Genomic DNA, 20,202 nt, shown 5'->3' with positions numbered 1-20,202 from the left:
GCAGATGATGAAGCGTCTGCTCGTCGCGATTTTCGCCCTCGTGGCCGGGTTTGGCCTGGGCCTCGGCGCCGGGACCGCCGTAGCCGAACCCACCCCCAATCCGGCTGCGCCTGCGCCCAAGCCCGTGCCTGCCGCTGCGTGGCTCCGGCCCGGCGATATCCCCATGAACAGCGAATATCACTGGTCAGCGGCCAGCCCGACCACCACCGGTCGGGCATCGTTCCTCAGCTCGCGGCTCTGCGGAAGCCCATCTGCGGACCTGCTGCCGCCGGCCTCGGGTATCGCGACGCAGACCGCAGCGGGCACCGCGGCGTCCGTAGTGCAGGCGGCGGGGCAGTGGCCCGAGGGCTCCCTGGATGCGGCCTCGGCGTTCCAAAGCAGTATCCGTTCCCAGCTCAACTACTGCCCGGGAATCGGCGACGTGATCAGCGTCGACCTGCGCCCCGCACCTTCGTGGTACGGCTTTGCGGCGACGTTGCTGGTCGGCGCGGACCGGGACAACCCCGCCAGCGAAGTCCATATCTACAACGTGGTTCCCCCGGAATCGGGCACTATCTCCGAGTTGGCAGTCACGGTGCCGCGCACAGGCCGCGAGCCCTCGCCGTGGAAGCCCGTCGAAGACGCGACCGTCCTGCGTGCTCTGGCCCAGCCGTTGTGCAAGGGCTCCTGCTAAAGAGGGATTGTCGGTGACGGTGCGCGGGTGGCTGCAGGCAGTATCGGCGATGGCTGCGATCATTGGCCTGACGACGGCGGTTCCGGCCGCCGCTGACCCGAAGCCGTTGCCCGACACCGTGTGGACCAGTCCGCGGGACATTCCGATGGACCACGTGTCGCACTGGGCTCCCTTGTCGCGCAACGCGGTTACGGTTGATCGTCCCGCTTTCTGGTCGGCGAATCTGTGTTTCTCGCTCGGGGAGAATCTGCCGCAATCGCCTGAATCGGCGTCATCGACAGAGAGTTCGGACGAGTCCGGGTGGACGGCGGTGCAGGTCATCGCGCATTGGCCGGGCGACACCTGGGTCACCGATCAATATGCGTCGACCGTGTATCGGTCGCTGCGGGCGAGGCTGGACCACTGCTTCAACCCCATCGGCGCCCAGGTCAGCGTGACCGACTTGGCGGCCGGGCACGCCGCCACGGTGACGTTGCCACCGCAGGGCGGCAAGCAACCCCAGTACCGGCTATACGTGGTGGCGCCCCCGGGCACCGGAACGGTGGCCGAGCTGACCGTGACCAACGCCATCACCGGTGCCGTCGGTGCACCCTGGGTGGACACCGACGATCAGCAAGTTCTGCGAAAGGTGGCGGCACCGATCTGCCGCACCGCAAAGAGCACTGCCTGCTAAAAGTCGTGCCCGATTTGTACTGGCGCAGATGCCGAATCGCCATCATTGCGTGCCCTTGACGGCGTAGCGTCCGGGGTATGCGAGGGCGAGGTTGCCTATCTGTTGTCTGCGGTATCGCGACGATTGCCGCGATGGCGATCTTGTTGACGCCGGTGTCGATCCAGGTCGAAACAGGCGGTGGCACACAGGCGGTGACTTGTGGAATGCCGGTCGGGCCGCGCCTGACTCGATCCGCGGAGCTCGATAGGGCCCAGATCACTGGTCAGCATTCGACGAGTTATCACGATCAGTGCGCCGCGAAGCTTGATACGCGGCGTGCGATTGCCATTCCGGTCGGTGTGCTGTGCTTCGTGGTCGCGATGTGCGCGGCGGGCCACCTATGGAACGAGCCGTCCCCGAGCCGACCCGGCAAGACCCATGAGGGGATGCCGGGCCCGCCAGGCGGAATCTCCGGCCCGCCGGGAATGCGGATGGCTCACTGACCCCCGACGGGTACTTCGACGTTGCCGCCGCCCGGAATCGGGATGACTACCGAACGACCCGTCGTCGTAGTGGGCTGCGTTGTTGTGGTCGTCGGTTGAGTGGTGGTGGTGGTCGTCGTCGGCTCAGTCGTCGTCGTGGTGGTCGTCGGAGCCGTGGTGGTTGTCGTCGTTTCGGAGCTCTGAGTTGGCGACTCGGATACGGTCTGGGTCTCAGTGACCGTGGCGTTGCCGCCGGTGGTGCTTCCGCCGTGTCCCTCATGGCCGCCGGCCGGCGCTGAGCTGCTGGTAGTCGATGAGGTCAGCGAGCTGGTGGTTCCCGCCGGGGCTGGCTTGTCGCTGCGGGTGATCACCAGTGCCGCGATTACGGCGATAACGGCCACTCCGGCGCCTGCCAGCGCGATCAGCACCGCGGGTTGTTTGTACCAAGGATTGGGCCCTTCGGGCTCCTGGTCGTGGTACTGCTGGTTGAACATCGTCGGGTCTTCGGGCGGCTCCGGGTAAGACATGAACCGGAGCGTAACCCAACTCCCTTAGAGCCCCGGGATTTGCGGAATCTGTGGAATCGGCGGGATTGGAGGGATCTGCGGTATCTGCGGAATAGCGGGCGGCGCCGGAATCGCCGGGTATTGGTACGTCGTCGACTCCGTGGTTCTCGGGGGCTCGTAGTAGGTGGGCTCGGAGGTCTGTGCGGGTGCCACCGGTTCATTCGTGGTGGTCGTGGCGGTCGTCGTCGACGGTTCCGAAGAGGGCGAGGTGGGCTCGGTCGATGCCGACGGCGTCGAGGTCAGCGGTGTGTTGTCGTTGACGACGCGTTTGTCTGTGGCCAACACAATGGTCATGAGCACGGCGGCGATGGCGATGATCGCGGCGATGATGCCCACGATTGCCGGCCCCGTCCGGTACCACGGCTTCGGCTTGTCGATCTCTTCGAGCAGCCCCGAGAAATAGCTCTCGTCGTCATCGGGGGCGTTCGGGGTTTCGTGCTCACTCATCGCGCGGAGCCTAACGCAGATCCGTCAGACGAACTGGGGGATTACGGTCGAGGCGAAGAACTCCAATTGATCCAGATCGCGCATATCAAGTAACTGGACATAGACCCGCTGAACACCGGCATCGAGATAGACGCGCAGCTTCTCCACCACGGCATCCGGAGTGCCTGCGAGCGGGCTGTTCTCGGTGATCTCGTCCACGTCCCGGCGGGCGTTCGCTGCCCGGCGTGCGATATCGGCATCCGTATCACCGACACACACCGCGAAGGCGGCCGAGTAGATCATCGAATCTGCAGGCCGTCCAGCGGCTTCCACCGCTTGCGCCACTCGCGCATACCGGTCGGTGATGATGTCGACGGGCTGGAACGGCAGATTGAACTCGGCGGCGTACCGCGCCGCGAGTGCCGGGGTGCGTTTGACCCCGAGACCGCCGATGACGATCGGGGGATGCGGTTCCTGTACGGGTTTGGGCAGCCCGGGTGAATCGGTCACCGTGTAATGCGTGCCGGTGTACGAGAAGGTATCGCCGGTGGGGGTGGTCCATAGGCCGGTGAGGATGTCGAGCTGCTCTTCGAGCCGGTCAAACCGTTCACCAAGCGACGGGAATGGAATCGCGTACGCCTCGTGCTCCTCGTTGAACCACCCCGCGCCCAGCCCGAAATCAACTCGCCCGCTGCTCATCTCGTCGACCTGGGCAACGGTGATCGCGAGCGGTCCGGGATGGCGGAACGTGGCCGAGGTGACCAGGGTGCCCAGCCGAATGGCGGTGGTCTCCCGGGCGAGGGCCCCGAGCGTCACCCACGCGTCGGTGGGTCCGGGCAGTCCGTCGGCGCCGCCCATCGCCAGGTAGTGATCGGACCTGAAGAAGGCAGAGAATCCGAGTCCTTCGGCAGCCTGTGCCACCCGGAGCTGGTCGGAGTAGGTGGCGCCTTGCTGCGGTTCAACGAATACCCGGAAGTCCATGACTGCCAGCGTACGTAGGGCTATCCGTGTGCCCGTTTCCGGTCGATTTCACCAGAGTGACGTCGGAATCTACACTCGATCAAACAGGTTTGGGTACGCGGTGCTACATATTGGCCGCCCATCACAGAGGTAGTCATGATGTCGAGTATCTGCAGACGGCTGGGGTCTGCGGTGGCGACCGTCGTGTTGGTGGCGTCGTTGATGTGCGTCACTCCACCTGGGCAAGCGCGCGCCACCGTCCCTGTGGGGTACGGGCAACGCGGCGTCAACATCGTCACCCTGATGACACAAGCGGTGACGATCAAAGACCACCCGGAACTGGCGGGATATGGCGAGCCCCAGTCGACGTATACCAAGCTGGCGAGCTATGGGCACAAGCTGATTCGTCTCAATATCAGTTGGGATTATCTGCAGCCGGGCATTGCCGAGGGCAATCTCGAGTTCTTTGAGCCCTACATGACCGTGATCCGGGCCGAGGTGGCAAAAATCAAGGCGGCCGGCATGCGGGTCGTCATCGACCTGCATAACGGCTGTGAGTGGACGAAACCCGGCACTACCACGACGTTGGTGTGCGGTGCGGGCCTTACCACCGCGATCACCAACGATGTGTGGCGCAAGTTGTCCACCGCATTCAAGGATGAGCCGGCGGTTTACGCCTACGACCTGTTCAACGAGCCGGTGCGCTTTGATCATCCGACCCGCGCCAACGTGCGTGTGCCCGGAAATCAGCCCTATGAAACCTACAAGACGCATGTCAATCAGGTCGTCAAGGCCATTCGCGACAACGGCGACAGCACGACCATCTGGGTCGAACCTTTGTGCTGCTATTGGTTTTTCGACTTCGACGATACGGATCCCGCGGGCGGCTGGGTCAACGATCCGCTGAACAAGATCGTCTACTCCCAACACATGTACCCGGTGCTCGACAGCACGAACGGCGAGCCGTACAACCCGGAGAAGCTCGATCCCAACTATGAGGTGCCGAAGGGCAGCATCTTCGCCGATCGCGGCTACACCTGGGGATTCCTCTGGAGGCTCGACAATTTTGGTAACTGGTGCAACGCGCACAATCTGAAATGTTCCATCGGCGAGGTCGGTTGGTACGGCGACTACAACCAGACGCCGGCCAGCGCGGCGGGATGGAACACGTTGGCCGACGACTGGTATTGGAAAGCCGACTACTACGGTCTCGATGTCACCTATTTCGGCGTCAATACCGCGGACCGTCAGCCGCTCTTGGCGTATGACGCGCCGGGCGGACCGCCGTGGTACCCCGCGTCCGGAATATCCATGAAGCGACCGCAGGCCACGATCATCGAAAAGCCGGGCCACCTGTCCAAGCCGTAGTGGCCGGACGCGGGCGACTTGCGCACCCGGTTACCGTGGGTGGACAGGATGTGCGCGAATTGATGGGTATGCGGCGAAACGAGGGAAAGTGTTATCACGCGTTGCGGTTTCGGTCATGGCGGTATTGACACTGGCTTTGGCCGGTTGTTCCGGGGCGGACAAGAACGACACGTCAACACTGCTGAACTTCACCGCGAAGACCATTGACGGAGCCGACTTCGCGGGCAGCAGCCTGGCTGGAAAGAAGGCGGTGCTGTGGTTCTGGGCGCCGTGGTGCCCAACCTGCCAGAAGGAAGCTCCCGATCTGCAGAAGGCGGCTACCGCGCATCCGGACGTGACGTTTATTGGTGTGGCCGCCCAGGACCAGGTGCCCGCCATGCGCGGCTTCGTGACCAAATACGGCCTCACCTTCACGCAGCTGGCAGATACCGACGCGAAGGTGTGGGCACTGTATGACGTCACCCGTCAGCCGGCCTTCGCGTTTTTGGGATCGGAGGGCAAGGCCGAGGTGATCAAGAGTCCGCTCTCGGGTCCCGAGATTGAGAAGAAAATCGGGCAGCTGCGCTGACGACGTGATTGACACCGCGGCACTTACTTTCGCGTTGGGAGCGGGGCTGGTCGCCGCGCTCAACCCCTGTGGCTTCGCTTTTCTCCCTGGTTATCTCGGGCTGGTGATCGCCGGCAGCGATGGCACGACCTCAAGGTTGACTGCGGTGACGCGGGCAGCGACCGCCACCGTAGCGATGGCCGCCGGGTTCCTGACGGTGTTCGGCATCTTCGGGCTTGTCATCTCGCCGGTGGTCGCCTCGGCCGGAAGGTACATGCCATTCGCCACGGTGGTGATTGGTATCGCGCTTGTGGCGCTGTCCATCTGGCTGCTATCCGGGCGTGAACTCACCGTCATGCTGCCGCGGGTCTCCGGTGGGACGCCGACGTCCTCACTGCTCTCGATGTACGGGTACGGGCTCACCTATGCGGTGGCATCGCTGTCCTGCACGGTCGGGCCGTTCCTGGCGGTTATCAGCACCACCTTCAAGCAGGGCTCCATCGTGTCGGGGGTGCTTGCGTTCATCGCCTACGGGGCGGGTATGGCAGTCACCGTGGGTGTGGCGGCATTGGCCGTTGCGCTGCTGGGGAATTCGGTGCAGGCGAGCATGCGCAAGGTCCTCCCGTATGTGGGCCGCATCGCCGGGGTCATCGTGCTGCTGACCGGTCTGTACGTCACCTATTACGGCTACTATGAGATACGGATGAACTTCGGTGACGGGACTGCCGACGATCCGGTGATCAACGCCGCGAGCAAGGTGCAGAACTGGTTGGTGAACATGGTGGACGCCACCGGGGTATGGCCGCTGGTAGGCGGCATCACGCTGATTGTCATTGTCGCGGTATCGAGTTCGTATGCCGTCCGGCGTTCTGGCCGACGCGACACCGACTGAATGATCTACGTCTGCGCGGCGAGCTCGAGGTATCCCTCCCGGAGTGCCTGTAGCTGTGCGGCTCCGTCACCCACGTATGACGATCCGTGCATGATGGCCAATGTGGTGGGTTCGAGGGCGGCCAGCTGATCGAGTGTCGGCGCGAGTGTGGTCGTCATGCCCGTCGCGTGGAAGAGCCCCTCGGCGGCTAAGGCCGGTGCTACGCAATCGGATTCGGTGAGTGCCGGGCATTGTCCGGTGTGGGTGAACAGGTCTCCGCAGAACAGTGTCGCGGTGGTCTCGTCGAACCAGAGCCCTGCCTCCCAGTTGTGGGGGATATGCGGGGTGGCTAGGAATCGCAGACGGTGCCCGCCGATGTCGTGCGCTTTCTCACCCACCGCGACGGGCGCCCGGTCGCACATGTCATTGAGTGAAAGCATGCATGCCAACGGGCTGTGGATCACTTCGGCATGTGGGGCGTTGGCAAGGAACTGGTTCACCGAGCCGCATTCGTCGGCCTCGACATGGCCGAAGGAAATCCAGCGCAGCGAATCCGGCGGAATGACACGTGAAACCGCTTGGGACACATTGGCGTATAGGAATCTCTGGCCGGTATGAAACAGGAACGGCTGCTCGCCGGTGAGGAGAAACTGATTGAAGGTGAAGCCGTGTTCGGTGATGTCCGGGATCCAGGTCGAGAACCGGAAGATGCCATCCGCGATCTCGTCGACGGTGGTGTCCATGGTGTCAGTCTCCGCCCATGCGCGCTGCGGCGCTAGGGAATTCGCGAGGTGTTAGCCTTGTTTGGTCGACCGGCCGGGAGGGGATCTCAATGACGTCGAAGACCTGCGTGAAGACGGCGCTCATCTCGGTGTTGGCCGCGACGGTGGCCGTTGCCGCTTCCGGGTGTGATCGGGGGAGCGAGCCGCTGCACCGCATTTCACCCGTTGGTTCGCCGACTTCTGGGGCGGCAGCCGCGTCGGCACGCACCGTTGCCTCCGATGAAGCGGCGATTCGCAAGCTCGTCGAGCGCAGACGCCAGGTGCTCGAGGATTACGACATCGACGCGCTCGTCGCGATGAACTGCGTGCAGGAGAAAGAGGCCACGCGAAAGAACATGCTCGAGACGCTGGCCCCGATGTCAGATCTCGGCACTCCCGAGGAAGCCAAGAACCCCGAAATCGTCGCGAAGATGCCGGGTGAGCTGGTGCAACGGCACCCCAAGCTGTCGATCGAGACCGCCCGGCAGGTGGTAGACGCTTGGCATCGCCAAGACCAGGCCGCGTTCGATATCGCGAACCGCAAGGTGATGGCCGAGATCACCTCCATCGAGGCAATGTCCATTGACAACATCAAGGTCACCGGGGATACCGCGACCGGTGACCTGCGGAAGATCACCACGTACGACAACGAGGAACCGGTTCCCAAGGTTTCCCCGGTCGGATTCCTTTTCGAGGGTGGCGAATGGAAGAACTGCACGAAGTAGACGCCTGGCGTTCGATGGCCATGATCGCGGTCGTCTGTGGTTTACACCACCCCTGCCGCCCCGTCCCGCTGGTGATCGAGAACGGCGAGTAGACGGATCGATTCCCGACGCAGGACCAGCGGCTGGGCGCTGACCTGCGACGATGTCTTCTCGCTGGGGTGGTTCCGGGCCTCGGGAACAAAGCTCGATGGTCGCCCGTTGTGCAGAGTGTCAAACTTGAGTGAGTCAGACTCAATTCTGGCTTGACGGAATGATCCCGCCGAGGCAAACTTGAGCGGATCTCACTGAAGCTCTCGATAGGCAGATCAGCAATACAACAGGAGGAATGAACTATGGCTCGTGCGGTCGGAATCGACCTCGGGACCACAAACTCCGTTGTCGCCGTCCTTGAAGGCGGCGACCCGGTAGTTGTCGCGAACTCGGAAGGCTCTCGCACCACCCCGTCCGTCGTTGCGTTCGCGCGCAACGGTGAGGTGCTGGTCGGGCAGCCCGCTAAGAACCAGGCGGTGACCAACGTCGACCGGACCATCCGTTCGGTCAAGCGTCATATGGGCACCGATTGGTCGGTCGAGATCGACGGAAAGAACTACAACCCCCAGGAAATCAGCGCCCGCACACTGCAGAAGTTGAAGCGTGATGCCGAGGCGTACCTGGGCGAGGACATCGTTGATGCCGTCATTACCGTGCCGGCGTACTTCAACGACGCCCAGCGGCAGGCCACCAAGGAAGCCGGCCAGATCGCCGGCCTTAACGTGCTGCGCATCGTCAATGAGCCGACCGCGGCCGCACTGGCCTACGGCCTGGACAAGGGTGAGAAGGAACAGACCATCCTGGTCTTCGACCTCGGTGGTGGCACCTTCGATGTGTCGCTACTGGAGATTGGCGACGGCGTCGTCGAGGTCCGTGCGACCTCCGGTGACAACCACCTCGGTGGTGACGACTGGGACGAGCGCATCGTGACCTGGCTCGTCGACAAGTTCAAGGCCAGCGCCGGTATCGACCTGACCAAGGACAAGATGGCCATGCAGCGTCTGCGTGAGGCTGCCGAGAAGGCGAAGATTGAACTGAGCTCGGGCCAGTCCACCTCGATCAACCTGCCGTACATCACGGTTGACGCCGATAAGAACCCGCTGTTCCTCGACGAGCAGCTGACGCGTGCGGAATTCCAGAAGATCACTCAGGATCTGCTGGACCGTACCCGCAAGCCGTTCCAGTCGGTGATCAAGGATGCCGGCGTATCGGTGGCCGATATCGATCACGTGGTGCTGGTGGGTGGTTCCACCCGCATGCCCGCGGTGACCGATCTGGTCAAGGAGATGACCGGCGGCAAGGAGCCCAACAAGGGCGTCAACCCCGATGAGGTTGTTGCCGTGGGTGCTGCTCTGCAGGCCGGTGTGCTCAAGGGTGAGGTGAAAGACGTTCTGCTGCTTGACGTCACCCCGCTGTCCCTCGGTATCGAGACCAAGGGCGGTGTGATGACCAAGCTCATCGAACGCAACACCACCATCCCCACCAAGCGCTCGGAGACCTTCACCACGGCGGACGACAATCAGCCGTCGGTGCAGATCCAGGTGTACCAGGGTGAGCGCGAAATCGCTTCGCACAACAAGCTCCTGGGCTCCTTCGAGCTGACCGGTATTCCGCCGGCCCCGCGCGGTGTGCCGCAGATCGAGGTCACCTTCGATATCGATGCCAACGGCATCGTGCACGTGACCGCCAAGGACAAGGGCACCGGCAAGGAAAACACGATCAAGATCCAGGAAGGCTCAGGCCTGTCCAAGGAAGAGATCGACCGGATGATCAAGGATGCTGAGGCGCACGCCGAGGAGGACAAGAAGCGTCGCGACGAGGCGGACGTCCGCAACCAGGCCGAATCGCTGGTCTACCAGACGGAGAAGTTCGTCAAGGAGCAGCGCGAGCCCGCTGAGGGCACCGAGAAGGTTGTCGACGACGAGACGCTCTCCAAGGTGGACGACGCCATCGGCGAGGCAAAGAAGGCCCTGGAAGGCACCGATATCGGCGCCATCAAGGAAGCCATGGAGAAGCTCGGCGAGCAGTCGCAGGCGCTGGGTCAGGCCATTTACGAGGCCGCTGCCGCCAAGGCTCAGGCCGAGGGAGCAGGAGCCGATGGTAGCGCCGGCGGTGCGTCCGGAGCCGATAGTGATGTCGTGGATGCCGAGGTCGTTGACGAGGAGAAGGACCACAAGTGACCCCGCCAGGTGGGCTAGATCGGGAAGAAGAACGCGAACCGGTGACAGTCACCGATAAGCGCCGGATCGACCCCGACACTGGCGCGGTGCGTGAAGAGGCGAGGGCGGCCGAAAAGAAGGCTGCCGCAGCGGAACCGGGTGCTTCGGCACCCGGGCCCGCAGAGTCGGCGACATCCGACTCTGCGGCCGCGGCCTCCACGGGCGATTCGGATGCGGATGCCAAGGTGGCCGAACTGACGGCCGACCTGCAGCGTGCGCATGCCGACTTCGCCAACTACCGCAAGCGGGTGGAACGGGACCGACAGGCTGTCATCGATTCGGCCAAGGCATCAGTGGTGGCCCAGCTGTTGGGCGTGCTCGACGACCTCGATCGCGCTCGGGAGCACGGCGACCTGGAATCGGGTCCGCTGCGCAGTGTTTCGGACAAGCTGGCCACCGCCCTGGAAGGGCTGGGGTTGGCGACATTCGGCGCGGAGGGTGACGACTTCGATCCCTCGCTGCACGAGGCGGTCCAGCATGATGGCCAGGACGGCCATCCCGTGCTGGCTGCGGTGCTGCGCAAGGGTTACAAGATGGGCGATCGGGTACTCCGGACCGCGATGGTGGTCGTCACTGATGGGGATGCGAAGCCAGAAAGCGGCGATACAGCGCAGCAGGTGCCCGAAAGCGCGGGCGCCGAAACGGAATCCAAGACAGAATCAGAGTAAGAACTGCATATCAGCACCGATGGACGCGAAGGAGGTGATGTCGGGTGACGCAACGTGAATGGGTCGAGAAGGACTTCTACAAGGAGCTCGGCATCGCCTCCACCGCTACCCAGGATGAAATCAAGAAGGCCGCGCGCAAGCTGCTGGCCGAGAATCATCCGGACCGTAACCCGGGCAACCAGGCTGCCGAGGACCGGTACAAGGTCATCAGCGAGGCCAAGGATGTGCTCTCGGATCCGGCCAAGCGCAAGGAGTATGACGAGACTCGCAGACTCTTCGCCGGTGGCGGATTCGGACGTCGCTTCGGCGACAACGGATTCGGTGGCGGTGGGGGATTCAGTGGCGGTAACAGCGCCGAGTTCAACCTGAATGACTTGTTCGGTAACGCCGACACCTCCGGCGGAGGCGGTATCGGCGATCTCTTCGGCGGCCTGTTTGGACAGCGCGCGCAGCCGCGTGCCAGCAGACCGCGTCGTGGAAACGATCTGGAGACCGAAACGCAGCTCGACTTCGTTGAGGCGTGTAAGGGCGTATCGGTTCCGCTGCGCCTTACCAGCCCGGCACCGTGCACCACCTGCCACGGCAGCGGCGCTCGACCGGGCACCAGCCCGAAGGTCTGCGGCTCGTGCAACGGCAGCGGTGTCATCAACCGCAATCAGGGCGCGTTCGGGTTCTCCGAACCGTGCGCCGATTGCCGCGGCACGGGCTCGATCATCGAAAACCCCTGCACCGACTGCCAGGGCTCCGGGGTCACCACCCGGACCCGCACCATCACCGTGCGGATCCCGTCGGGAGTCGACGACGGACAGCGTATTCGGTTGGCAGGACAGGGCGAGGCGGGCCTGCGCGGCGCTCCGTCAGGAGATCTGTATGTCACCGTTCATGTGCGGCCCGACAACGTGTTCACCCGCGACGGCGATAATCTGACTCTCACCGTTCCGGTTAGCTTCACCGAATTAGCCTTGGGCGCCACGGTTTCCGTGCCCACTCTGGAGGGCCGGGTCGGAGTTAAGGTGCCCGCGGGTACCTCCGACGGACGCATCCTGCGGGTGCGCGGGCGTGGCATCCCGAAGCGGTCGGGCGGCAATGGCGATCTGCTGGTCACCGTCAAGGTTTCAGTGCCGTCAAAGCTGGAAGACAGTGCGCTGGAGGCATTGCAGCGTTACCAGGTGGCGGAGAAGGCGAGCGGATTCGATCCGCGGGCCGGCTGGGCGGGTGCGCGATGACGCGGCGTCAGCCGGAGCGGGGGGCTCGCACCTTCCTGATCTCTGTGGCCGCCGAGCTGGCCGGGATGCATGCGCAGACTCTGCGTACCTATGACCGGCTCGGGCTGGTCATCCCCGAACGCACCAGTGGCGGCGGGCGGCGTTACTCGCAGCGCGATGTGGAGCTGCTGCGCGAGGTGCAGCGGCTGTCGCAGGACGAGGGCGTCAATCTTGCTGGCATCAAACGGGTTATCGAACTATCCAACCAGGTCGAGGCACTGCAGGCCAAGGTGTCCGAACTTGCGGCCGAGGTAGCGCAGCTGCGCGCTGCGACATCAGGGCGCGAGGTCGCGATCATCCCCAAGAGCACCGCCGTGGTCGTCTGGCAGCCCCGCCAGCAACGCTGAACCGATGATCGTGACCGCATAGCGCGGTAGGCTCCCAGTGAGCGACGATTGGGGGAGCCGTGGGGGCGCAATTTCTAGGGACGCTGGCCATCGCGATGCTGGTGGTGAGCGGTTGTTCGGGAACCGTCGAGGGTCGGGCGGTGAAGGGCGACGGATCCGGTGCCGCCCCGACATCGACTGCGTCGCAGCCACCGTCCTACCGCGACAAGCTGAGCCCCGAGCTGCGCAAGCAGGTGGATCACGCCCGCGAGATTCAGAAGATCGATCCCTGCTCCCTGATCGACCTGGAAGCTGCGGGCAGACTTGCCACGATCGCAAGCGTCGGTACCGATACCAGGCCGATCAATTGTGAAGTGGAATACGAAGTACCCAAACAACCTTCGGGTGATGCGTTCGATAGCTACTCGGAGGTTCCGGGACTGCCCCATCAACTGAACGGCGGCCAGCGGTATCCGGACCGAGATAGCGGCGAGACTCCCCACAACATCGGCAGCATGTGCTTCATGGGGCTGTTCACCGGATACGAGGATGCCGAGGGCAAGGAGACGATTTCCTACTCGCTCACCGTGAGTAGCGGTCCAAGCGGCACCAAGGATCAGCCGCCTCGGTGTCAAGATTTGGAGTCGGTAGTCAACGCATCGCGCTCCCTTACGGCACACCCGACTACGCGTTCCGAGTCGCGGAGGATCGCCCAATCCAAGTTGATGACCATCGATCCGTGCGCCGTCGTCGATGTGCTTAGCCGTGATCAGAAGCTCGAAGTCACGGGGCCCATCAGTCCGTTCGGCTGTGTGTTTCGTACTGAGGGCACCACCGGAAGCGCGACAAAACGATCGGTCACCCTCATGTTTGAGGAGCCGGATATCGTCCGCCGGGCGCTCGCCTACGCCAAGAGTGGCCGTAGCTCTACGAGCAAGTATGTCGAGGTTCTGGGGATGCCGGCAGATCTCGGCTCAGACTGTCGCGTCATCGCCTACTTGGATCCGGATCACCCGGTCACCGGCTCGGACCCCATGAGTAAGAAGCCCTGGGTGCCTGCCGTCATGGTGGGCGGCGAGGATACGGACCCGGGCTGTCAATCGATCGTTACTGCGGCAACGGAGGTTGTGCGTCTCTACAAGGAGGCCAAGTGAGAATTGTGGCCTGCCTGGGAGTTCTATTGCTGCTCACCGGATGTACGCAGTCCACGGATGGTGAGGCACTTTCCGCGGGCACCTCGGCGGCCTCGACAGGCCCGCGTCCACCGTCCTATCGCGAAAAATTGGACTGGAACGATCGGGCGGACCGAGATCGCGCCGCGCAGATCCGCGCGGTCGACCCGTGCTCCATGATCAACGTCGATGCGGCCGGCGCGCTCGGCAAGGTCAGGTACGTGGGGGCGAATCGCGCACCCCAGATATGCAGTATCGATTTCGACGTGCCCATGCACGATGTCGGTGTCATGGAACCCGTTCCAGGCTTTGTCTCTCGAGTCGCTGTCGGTGACCGCAAAACGGGAAGGGCCAACGTTCAAAATCCGTCAGGCGGTGAGTGTTCCATAGGATTGCCGGCCGGGTATGGGGATGAACTCGTTGTGTACACGATCTGGATCACCGGAGGGACGCGGAACGGATGCGGTGAGCTGCAGCCGGTCGTGGATGCGTCACGAGATCTGGTGCGCCGCCCTGCGCTACGCACGGACTCCAAGCGGCTGCCACCGTCCAAACTCGTTCGACTGGATCCCTGCGATGTCATTGACGCGGTCGCGCCCGGTCGCGACATCCAGCTCATCACCAGGTCGGCGCCGTTCGACTGCGATTTCAAGGACAAAGGGGATCGACTCGACGAGACCCGGCTCGGTATCAGGTGGTGGCTGACGGAACTGGAGGATGCACCCCATCCTGCGACCGAAGGGCCCGAGTACACCCGAATTCGCGGCGCGCTGACCCATTTCAAGGATGACCCAAGCCCCCGTGGGTCCGGCAGATATTGCAGGGTGGAGTCGTACGTCGGGCTGGAGAATCCGATTACTGGACATGACGAGACGAGTGCGCTGCCGCAATGGGTTGAGATGTTCGCCACCGATGGGCACGACGAGCAGATTGGTTGCCCAAGGATCATGAAGGCGGTCGAGGCGGCCATACGGATGTATCAGGAGGCGCCATGACGGGGCGATCACTATGGGGGACAATGGTATTGACCATGACTCTTGTCCTATGCGGATGTGATACCGGCGGCGACAACGATGCCGGTCCGTCCTCCGCCGGCAGCGCCACGGCTAGAGCACCTCAGCCCCGAAGCCTCTACCGTGACCGCCAGCGCCCAGAGATACAGGCCGCGCTGGCACATTACGACGAAATTCGGCTGCTGGATCCGTGTGGATTCCTGGATCCAACCGAGGTGTCTCGCCTCGGTAAGGTCACCTTTATTGGCGCCCAGACGACCGAAGCCACCACCTGCGACGTCCGGTTCGATGTGCCCAAGGGGCAGCCAGGTGTCGCGAAGATCTGGCTGGGCCTTCGCGACGCCGGCCGCGACAGCGTGGAGGGCAGTAAGCCGGGTGACTCCGACTGCTGGTACACGGCGAACACGGGGTTCATCTACCCCAATGGCAGGCCGGATGTCTTCAAAGTGAATGTATCTCAGGACTATGCGGCGCCCAGGGATGTTCCGTCCCTGTGCAGCGTGGCAGAAGGTATTGCGCGCCGGGCTGTTTCACGTAATGGATCGCGCGCACTTCGGAAGGATTCGAAAAGGGTACCTGCCGACAACTTTGGATCATTGGATCCATGCGGACCTATCGATGCCCTCGGTGACAGGCCGGTGGAAATCAAAGGCTGGGGCAACCCATTCGACTGCTATTTCGAGGACCCGGGCAATACCGTTCCCAACAACGTCCGTCGAGTTTCTGTGCGGTACACATCGATCCTGCAGGCTCCTCAACCGAAGCTGATCAAGCCGGGGTACATCCAGATCGAAGGCGTGCAGGTGAAGACGAAGGAATACGAAACAGATTGCAATTACTTGGCTTTCGTAGGCAACAAAGCGCCCGTCAGCGGCGTCGACGAGACAAGTAGAAGACAGTTCGTGGCCACCGTTGAGGTTGAGGGACCCAAGGTCGACGGTGGATGTTCCGAGGTGCGGACGATGACCGAGAAGGCCGTAAGCCTGTACCAGCAGCGCTAAAGCGGATCGTGCTGGATACTGGACGGATCGGCTCCCTTGGAGATCAACGCCTCCGTGGTGGCCTTGATCATTGCCGATGATCCTCCGAGCAGGATCTGACGATCACCCCAGCCGCCGTAGGCCGTCACTACTTCGGACAGCAGCCCCGTCTGGCGCACATGCAGGCCCCGGGGCGGTGTCGGATCGTGATACTCGTCGGCCCAGTCCGGATTTCGGGCGTATTCGGTGACCGGTGTAACCGACAGCCATGGATTCGTCGATGCGATATGCCAGAGCGTCCACAGATCGTAGAGCTCCTGCGGATAGCGCGCCCCGTAAAATAGGTGAACCCTTGGGTTTTCGGCCCATTGGGACAGCTCCATGATGAGGCATCGCAGCGGTGCGATTCCGGTGCTGCCCGCGACCATCAGGATATCTCCGCCATCGCGGTTCACCGACAGTGCGCCGAGTGGAGGCGATATCCGCCAGGTGTCGCCCACTTTGGTTCCGTTGACCATATCGCCGCTGACGAGTCCGCCGGGTACTGCCTTGACGTGAAACTCGATGTAGCCCTCGGGATCCGGTGGAATCGCCAGGCTGAGATAGCGCCAATTCCGGGGGCTCTGCGGCACCTGGACGTGAACATACTGACCGCAGTGGTAGTCCATGGGCGCGTTGAGTTTGAGTCGGATCAATGCGAGATCCCGTGATGTGCGGTGGTATTCGATGACCTTCCCGTCCCACCAGGGCTGGCCGCTGTCGGAGGCGGCGGCACTGCGCATCACCTCGACCATCACCGTGTAGACCTCGGTCGCGGTGGCCTCCATCCGCTCGTCCCAGATCGGTTGCAGCGTCTCCCGCGTGGTATCGAGTAGCGCCTGGCGCATGCTGTCGTACTGCCCGTCGGTCGCGCCGAACTTTCGGTGATCGCGCCCCAACTGGGCCAGAAAGTTCACCAGACCGTCGGTGCGGTAGGCCGCCATTTCCCAGAGCACGTACTGCAGTGCCTGCCGGAAATGTCCGCGCTGTGCGGACATGTCGGGAGGGAACAGGTCGCCGACCGTGGTGTCGATGACGAACCAGCGGCTATAGAAACTCCTGACGAGCCTGTCTCCCGATAGCTCCACCCCGCCGGCCAAATCGCGCAGCGCTTCGATGTCCTCAAGCCCCACGAGCGTCCGTTGCCTTACCTTTCCGGGGTGCTGCCCACCGAGTCGCCAGTCTAGAAGGGAAGTCTCCGGTCCGTCTGGGACTGCGTGATGTCACATTGGGTGAGGACACACCGTCGACGGGATATCCGTGTGCTGGGTGACCGCGTCGGGACATCCTTTTGCGACTACAGGATTAGTGCAATGCATTTCGCTGTGGTTTGCCGTCGATCAATATCGCGGCATAGGGCGTCACGACATCCGTGTCGACATCGAAGGTCCGAACCCGGCGGCCGGCGCGGCGTTTGTGGCCTCGAGTCGCGGAGCGCCGAGCAGCTCGCGACCTTTTTGCAGCGGGTGGAAGCGATCGAGGCGCTGGAAAGACGCGTTCCGTGGCTATTGAGGCCCTGAGCGACGGATCTGTGAATTGGCAGCTACGCGTTCGCTCCAACCGGGTCGCGTTCCGCCGCCCCACTCCGCAGGGCCGCGCGCTGCCTGACCCCGTCGAGCGCCAGCATCGCCGCACCGAAACCCACCCAACAGCACAGGATCAGGATCACCCCGGCCGAACCGGCTCCGTCGAAGTAGGCCATCGACCGCAACAGCGTGCCGTTGGCGCCGGGCGGCAGGAATTGGCCAAGCAGGCCAAGGCCTTTGGGTAAAAACTCCGGAGCTGAGGTCAACCCCGAGAGTGGGTTTCCGACCAGTATCGCCACTGCGGCACCCAACCCGATTCCGGGGAAACCCAGCATCGCCCCGAGGCCGGTGATGCTGAACGATATCGCCATCATCCCGAGCGTCAGCCCCGCCGTAACGCCCCAGAAGTTCTCGGTGGTCGCGCCCAGCCAATCCAGGATGGCGGTGATGGTGAGCGCCCCGAGGAACGAAAATCCGGTAGCGGTAAGTGCTTTCAGCCAGGTTCGGCCCGGAAACAGTAGGGTCAGGGCAGCCGCAGGTAGTAGTCCGCCGAGTGTCATTGGGAGTGCCGCCGCGGCCAGGCCCACGCCGCGCGGATCCGTGGACGGAAGCGGTGCGAGGTCTTTGACAGATACGTTCAATCCGGTCTGCTTGCCGAGCTGCTGTCCGATTCCCGAAAGAGTTTGTGCGACGGCCGGACTGCCACCGGTGGCGATAACGACGCTCGGCGCCGGTGGCGAAAGGACAAAGCCGCCGTAGATGACCCGGCCCTTGGCGGCCTCCTCCAGCTTGGCCTGACTCGGGTAGTGGGTGAGGGCGAATGCGCCGGGGGATGCCCGGTCCAGCCGTTCGGTGACCACGGCGACCTGGGCTGCGGGGCCGGTAATGCCGATCGGCACATCTCGTGGGGCTGAATGCGCCGACGGCCATGCGAAGGCGATGAATATGACCCCGAGCGCGACGGTGAGAAGCGCTGCCACTCCAATGGCCCGGGCCCAGTCCGGTACCTGATGGGCAGTACCTGGTCGGTGTTCGTGTTGGCCGGTCACGGCGGCCTCCATTTCACTAAGCGTTGAATTAATGAGATGAGAGTAGATCCGGTGGGCGATATTTTCAACACTTGTGGAAAATTGGTACGGTGAAGCATGGCAGCCAGCACGAATACCGCTCGTCGGGGCAGGCGTCGCGGGGAGGCGGTGTCGCGGGAACACGTGCTCGACGTGGCGAAGCGCTCATTCGCCGAGCGTGGGTACGAAAGGACGACCATGCGGGGTGTCGCCCGCGAGGCCGGCATCGATCCGTCAATGGTGGTGTACCTGTTCGGATCGAAGGATGAGCTGTTCCGTCAGTCGATCCGGTTGATGATCGACCCCAGTGAACTGGTGCTCGCCATACGCAATGGCGAGGGCACGGTGGGTGAGCGGTTTGTCAACGCGTACCTGTCGATGTGGGAACAGGCGGGCACCGTCGACACCATGCTCGCGATCCTGCAATCGGCGACTACCAATGACGATGCACACCGCGCGTTCCGCGAGTTCATGCTGAATTACGTATTGGCGGCGGTGAGTGAGGAACTGGGTGGAGGTCCCGAGGTGCAGACTCGGTTCGCCCTTGCTGCCACGTCGATGGTCGGGACCGCGCTGCTGCGCTACGCACTCAAGATCGATCCGCTGGTCGCGCTCACTAGGGAACAAATGGTCGCCGCGCTGGCTCCGACCGTCGATCGGTACCTCACGGCCGACGCTTCCGAACTAGGTTTGCCTAGCTAACGGTCTTAGGCGCGGCCATCGCCAGCTTCGCGGAGTAGAAAGGTGGCACCACCGACGAGGGGTATGTGCCTTGGACGATCTGCATGATCCGACGGATGTCGTCGCCGATTTCTACTATCCGCATCCTCCCGCACGCGTGTGGGGTGTGCTGGTCGACCCCGACGTCATGGGCGACTGGTTCGTCGAACAGGTCGGTTTCCGTCCGGTGGTGGGTACGCGATATCGGCTCGTCGATTTTCCGGTGCCGATTGCCAATTATTCGGGAGATATCGCCTGCGAGGTGCTAGCGGCTACGCGGAATGAGGTGCTGGCCATCGCTTGGTGGGATAGGAAGTCGCCCGTCCCCATCGCTTGGCGAACCATGTGGAATCTGCACGAGGTGCCGAACGGCACGATGGTGACGCTGAGCCGGCCTGCCTTTAGCAGCGATGATCCTGCACTGCGGCGGATGGCTGACCTGTCGGCGCGGTTCTGGCCGACTGCGATGGCACAGCTCGGACGGTTGATTGATCGGGCAGCGACTGTCCCCGCTGATGAGGGCGACATCGAGCGCTCATTCGGATGAGTTTGCTTGGTTAACAGATCCGAACACGGCGGTAACCCAGATTTGTGCGGTATGAAGATAACCCCACGAATCTGGAGAATGCCGTGCTCGACGACGCGAACGACATCACCGCCATCATGTTCGACCAGTTCTATCCGCATTCGCCCGAGCGGGTGTGGAGCGTGATGGCGTGTCCGGACGCCATGGAGGAATGGCTAATGGACCCGGTCGGATTTCGGCCGCAGGTGGGAACCCGATTCCGCTTCAAGGCCTTTCCCCTGCCGATGGCCAACTTCTCAGGTGCGCTCTCGTGCGAGGTGCTCGCGGCAACTCCGAACAGGGTGCTGTCGATCCGTTGGTGGGATATGAAGTCGTCGAATCAGACGGTGTGGACGGTGACCTGGACGCTGCACGAAGTTCCTGGCGGCACCATGGTGACACTGCGGCACGTCGGGTTTGATCCCAGTGATCTCGACTCGCGGGTGTATCGAACGATTTCGGAGCGGGGGTGGCCGGGCACGATGGGCAGACTCGGGCGATGCATTGATAGTGGGCCCGCCCATGCCGATCTCTTGCCGCAACGTTTGGCCACCGACGTATCCGCGTGATCGCCGACGCTC

At 63.1% G+C, this 20,202-nt stretch carries 23 protein-coding genes; 17 read left to right on the top strand and 6 right to left on the bottom strand.

Annotation, left to right across the window (positions count from 1 at the left end; translation table 11 throughout):
* Positions 1-4: 4 nt before the first annotated feature.
* The 3 genes from FZI91_RS06460 (at position 5) to FZI91_RS06450 (ending at position 1,828) form a co-directional block, all read left to right on the top strand.
* On the top strand, positions 5-673 hold the full coding sequence (locus FZI91_RS06460) for a hypothetical protein (RefSeq protein WP_155938025.1): 669 nt from the start codon (positions 5-7) through the stop codon (positions 671-673).
* 13 nt (positions 674-686) lie between these two features.
* Positions 687-1,346: a hypothetical protein gene (locus tag FZI91_RS06455; RefSeq protein WP_309224033.1), complete on the top strand. Its 660-nt coding sequence runs from the start codon at positions 687-689 to the stop codon at positions 1,344-1,346.
* Between the two features lie 77 nt (positions 1,347-1,423).
* Positions 1,424-1,828, top strand: a complete 405-nt coding sequence (locus FZI91_RS06450) for a hypothetical protein (protein ID WP_155938024.1) — start codon at positions 1,424-1,426, stop codon at positions 1,826-1,828.
* Here FZI91_RS06450 and FZI91_RS06445 read toward each other — a convergent pair.
* Genes FZI91_RS06445 through FZI91_RS06435 form a run of 3 tightly spaced genes read right to left on the bottom strand, consistent with a single transcriptional unit; the run spans position 1,822 to position 3,780 of the window.
* A complete protein-coding gene (locus tag FZI91_RS06445) occupies positions 1,822-2,301 on the bottom strand; it encodes a hypothetical protein (RefSeq protein WP_162525414.1) in 480 nt (159 codons plus the stop codon). The genes FZI91_RS06450 and FZI91_RS06445 overlap by 7 nt on opposite strands.
* A gap of 57 nt (positions 2,302-2,358) precedes the next feature.
* Positions 2,359-2,820 (bottom strand): hypothetical protein, encoded by a 462-nt coding sequence (locus tag FZI91_RS06440; RefSeq protein WP_155938022.1) that lies wholly within the window; start codon positions 2,818-2,820, stop codon positions 2,359-2,361.
* A gap of 24 nt (positions 2,821-2,844) precedes the next feature.
* Positions 2,845-3,780 (bottom strand): LLM class F420-dependent oxidoreductase, encoded by a 936-nt coding sequence (locus tag FZI91_RS06435; RefSeq protein ID WP_155938021.1) that lies wholly within the window; start codon positions 3,778-3,780, stop codon positions 2,845-2,847.
* A gap of 135 nt (positions 3,781-3,915) precedes the next feature.
* Between FZI91_RS06435 and FZI91_RS06430 the strand changes: the two genes are divergently transcribed.
* The 3 genes from FZI91_RS06430 (at position 3,916) to FZI91_RS06420 (ending at position 6,566) form a co-directional block, all read left to right on the top strand.
* Positions 3,916-5,127: a glycoside hydrolase family 5 protein gene (locus FZI91_RS06430; RefSeq protein WP_243733954.1), complete on the top strand. Its 1,212-nt coding sequence runs from the start codon at positions 3,916-3,918 to the stop codon at positions 5,125-5,127.
* A gap of 115 nt (positions 5,128-5,242) precedes the next feature.
* On the top strand, positions 5,243-5,695 hold the full coding sequence (locus tag FZI91_RS06425) for a redoxin domain-containing protein (RefSeq protein WP_155938020.1): 453 nt from the start codon (positions 5,243-5,245) through the stop codon (positions 5,693-5,695).
* Positions 5,696-5,699: 4 nt separating this feature from the next.
* Entirely contained in the window at positions 5,700-6,566 is an 867-nt protein-coding gene (locus FZI91_RS06420; RefSeq protein WP_162525403.1) for a cytochrome c biogenesis CcdA family protein, read from the top strand.
* A gap of 5 nt (positions 6,567-6,571) precedes the next feature.
* On the opposite strand, the gene FZI91_RS06415 is transcribed toward FZI91_RS06420, so the two are convergent.
* Entirely contained in the window at positions 6,572-7,288 is a 717-nt protein-coding gene (locus FZI91_RS06415) for an MBL fold metallo-hydrolase (RefSeq protein ID WP_155938018.1), read from the bottom strand.
* 89 nt (positions 7,289-7,377) lie between these two features.
* Between FZI91_RS06415 and FZI91_RS06410 the strand changes: the two genes are divergently transcribed.
* From FZI91_RS06410 to FZI91_RS06375, 8 genes are all read left to right on the top strand, one after another.
* Entirely contained in the window at positions 7,378-8,031 is a 654-nt protein-coding gene (locus FZI91_RS06410) for a hypothetical protein (protein ID WP_155938017.1), read from the top strand.
* 332 nt (positions 8,032-8,363) lie between these two features.
* Positions 8,364-10,241, top strand: a complete 1,878-nt coding sequence (dnaK, locus tag FZI91_RS06405; RefSeq protein ID WP_155938016.1) for a molecular chaperone DnaK — start codon at positions 8,364-8,366, stop codon at positions 10,239-10,241.
* Positions 10,238-10,948 carry a nucleotide exchange factor GrpE gene (gene grpE, locus FZI91_RS06400; RefSeq protein ID WP_162525402.1) on the top strand — a complete coding sequence of 237 codons (711 nt, stop codon included), beginning with the start codon at positions 10,238-10,240 and terminating at the stop codon, positions 10,946-10,948. Before dnaK ends, grpE begins: the two co-directional genes overlap by 4 nt.
* Before the next feature lie 44 nt (positions 10,949-10,992).
* Positions 10,993-12,174, top strand: a complete 1,182-nt coding sequence (dnaJ, locus tag FZI91_RS06395) for a molecular chaperone DnaJ (RefSeq protein ID WP_162525401.1) — start codon at positions 10,993-10,995, stop codon at positions 12,172-12,174.
* The gene (locus FZI91_RS06390; protein WP_155938015.1) at positions 12,171-12,560 is read left to right on the top strand and encodes a heat shock protein transcriptional repressor HspR; all 390 of its coding nucleotides are present in this window, start codon (positions 12,171-12,173) and stop codon (positions 12,558-12,560) included. Before dnaJ ends, FZI91_RS06390 begins: the two co-directional genes overlap by 4 nt.
* 59 nt (positions 12,561-12,619) lie before the next feature.
* Positions 12,620-13,693, top strand: a complete 1,074-nt coding sequence (locus FZI91_RS06385) for a hypothetical protein (RefSeq protein WP_155938014.1) — start codon at positions 12,620-12,622, stop codon at positions 13,691-13,693.
* Positions 13,690-14,706 carry a hypothetical protein gene (locus FZI91_RS06380; RefSeq protein ID WP_155938013.1) on the top strand — a complete coding sequence of 339 codons (1,017 nt, stop codon included), beginning with the start codon at positions 13,690-13,692 and terminating at the stop codon, positions 14,704-14,706. Before FZI91_RS06385 ends, FZI91_RS06380 begins: the two co-directional genes overlap by 4 nt.
* Before the next feature lie 35 nt (positions 14,707-14,741).
* Complete coding sequence (locus FZI91_RS06375) at positions 14,742-15,725, top strand: hypothetical protein (RefSeq protein ID WP_155938012.1); 984 nt, start codon at positions 14,742-14,744, stop codon at positions 15,723-15,725.
* Here the strand turns inward: FZI91_RS06375 and FZI91_RS06370 are convergent.
* Both FZI91_RS06370 and FZI91_RS06365 read right to left on the bottom strand, forming a co-directional pair.
* Positions 15,722-16,876 (bottom strand): FAD-binding oxidoreductase, encoded by a 1,155-nt coding sequence (locus FZI91_RS06370; RefSeq protein ID WP_162525400.1) that lies wholly within the window; start codon positions 16,874-16,876, stop codon positions 15,722-15,724. The two genes, FZI91_RS06375 and FZI91_RS06370, sit on opposite strands and share 4 nt — an antisense overlap.
* Before the next feature lie 410 nt (positions 16,877-17,286).
* Positions 17,287-18,318 (bottom strand): ABC transporter permease, encoded by a 1,032-nt coding sequence (locus FZI91_RS06365; protein WP_239001577.1) that lies wholly within the window; start codon positions 18,316-18,318, stop codon positions 17,287-17,289.
* A 96-nt stretch (positions 18,319-18,414) separates the two neighbouring features.
* On the opposite strand from FZI91_RS06365, the gene FZI91_RS06360 reads away from it, so the two are divergent.
* The 3 genes from FZI91_RS06360 to FZI91_RS06350 all read left to right on the top strand — a co-directional run bounded on the left by FZI91_RS06360 (position 18,415) and on the right by FZI91_RS06350 (position 20,190).
* A complete protein-coding gene (locus FZI91_RS06360; RefSeq protein WP_155938010.1) occupies positions 18,415-19,038 on the top strand; it encodes a TetR family transcriptional regulator in 624 nt (207 codons plus the stop codon).
* A gap of 70 nt (positions 19,039-19,108) precedes the next feature.
* On the top strand, positions 19,109-19,603 hold the full coding sequence (locus FZI91_RS06355; protein ID WP_166548236.1) for an SRPBCC domain-containing protein: 495 nt from the start codon (positions 19,109-19,111) through the stop codon (positions 19,601-19,603).
* A gap of 116 nt (positions 19,604-19,719) precedes the next feature.
* Positions 19,720-20,190: an SRPBCC domain-containing protein gene (locus FZI91_RS06350; RefSeq protein WP_155938545.1), complete on the top strand. Its 471-nt coding sequence runs from the start codon at positions 19,720-19,722 to the stop codon at positions 20,188-20,190.
* The last annotated feature ends 12 nt before the right edge of the window (positions 20,191-20,202 follow it).

The organism is Mycobacteroides sp. CBMA 271, from assembly GCF_009729205.1.
Lineage (GTDB): Bacteria > Actinomycetota > Actinomycetes > Mycobacteriales > Mycobacteriaceae > Mycobacterium.
Note: the sequence above shows the minus strand (reverse complement) of the source record. Positions and strands in the feature narration are given on the sequence as shown.

Excerpts from the sequence above, each read along its gene's own strand:
- FZI91_RS06460 (WP_155938025.1), top strand. The coding sequence starts at position 5 with ATGATGAAGCGTCTGCTCGTCGCGATTTTCGCCCTCGTGGCCGGGTTT.
- FZI91_RS06450 (WP_155938024.1), top strand. The coding sequence starts at position 1,424 with ATGCGAGGGCGAGGTTGCCTATCTGTTGTCTGCGGTATCGCGACGATT.
- FZI91_RS06445 (WP_162525414.1), bottom strand. The coding sequence starts at position 2,301 with ATGTTCAACCAGCAGTACCACGACCAGGAGCCCGAAGGGCCCAATCCT.
- FZI91_RS06440 (WP_155938022.1), bottom strand. The coding sequence starts at position 2,820 with ATGAGTGAGCACGAAACCCCGAACGCCCCCGATGACGACGAGAGCTAT.
- FZI91_RS06435 (WP_155938021.1), bottom strand. The coding sequence starts at position 3,780 with ATGGACTTCCGGGTATTCGTTGAACCGCAGCAAGGCGCCACCTACTCC.
- FZI91_RS06430 (WP_243733954.1), top strand. The coding sequence starts at position 3,916 with ATGATGTCGAGTATCTGCAGACGGCTGGGGTCTGCGGTGGCGACCGTC.
- FZI91_RS06425 (WP_155938020.1), top strand. The coding sequence starts at position 5,243 with ATGGCGGTATTGACACTGGCTTTGGCCGGTTGTTCCGGGGCGGACAAG.
- FZI91_RS06415 (WP_155938018.1), bottom strand. The coding sequence starts at position 7,288 with ATGGACACCACCGTCGACGAGATCGCGGATGGCATCTTCCGGTTCTCG.
- FZI91_RS06410 (WP_155938017.1), top strand. The coding sequence starts at position 7,378 with ATGACGTCGAAGACCTGCGTGAAGACGGCGCTCATCTCGGTGTTGGCC.
- dnaK (WP_155938016.1), top strand. The coding sequence starts at position 8,364 with ATGGCTCGTGCGGTCGGAATCGACCTCGGGACCACAAACTCCGTTGTC.
- FZI91_RS06390 (WP_155938015.1), top strand. The coding sequence starts at position 12,171 with ATGACGCGGCGTCAGCCGGAGCGGGGGGCTCGCACCTTCCTGATCTCT.
- FZI91_RS06375 (WP_155938012.1), top strand. The coding sequence starts at position 14,742 with ATGACTCTTGTCCTATGCGGATGTGATACCGGCGGCGACAACGATGCC.
- FZI91_RS06360 (WP_155938010.1), top strand. The coding sequence starts at position 18,415 with ATGGCAGCCAGCACGAATACCGCTCGTCGGGGCAGGCGTCGCGGGGAG.
- FZI91_RS06350 (WP_155938545.1), top strand. The coding sequence starts at position 19,720 with ATGTTCGACCAGTTCTATCCGCATTCGCCCGAGCGGGTGTGGAGCGTG.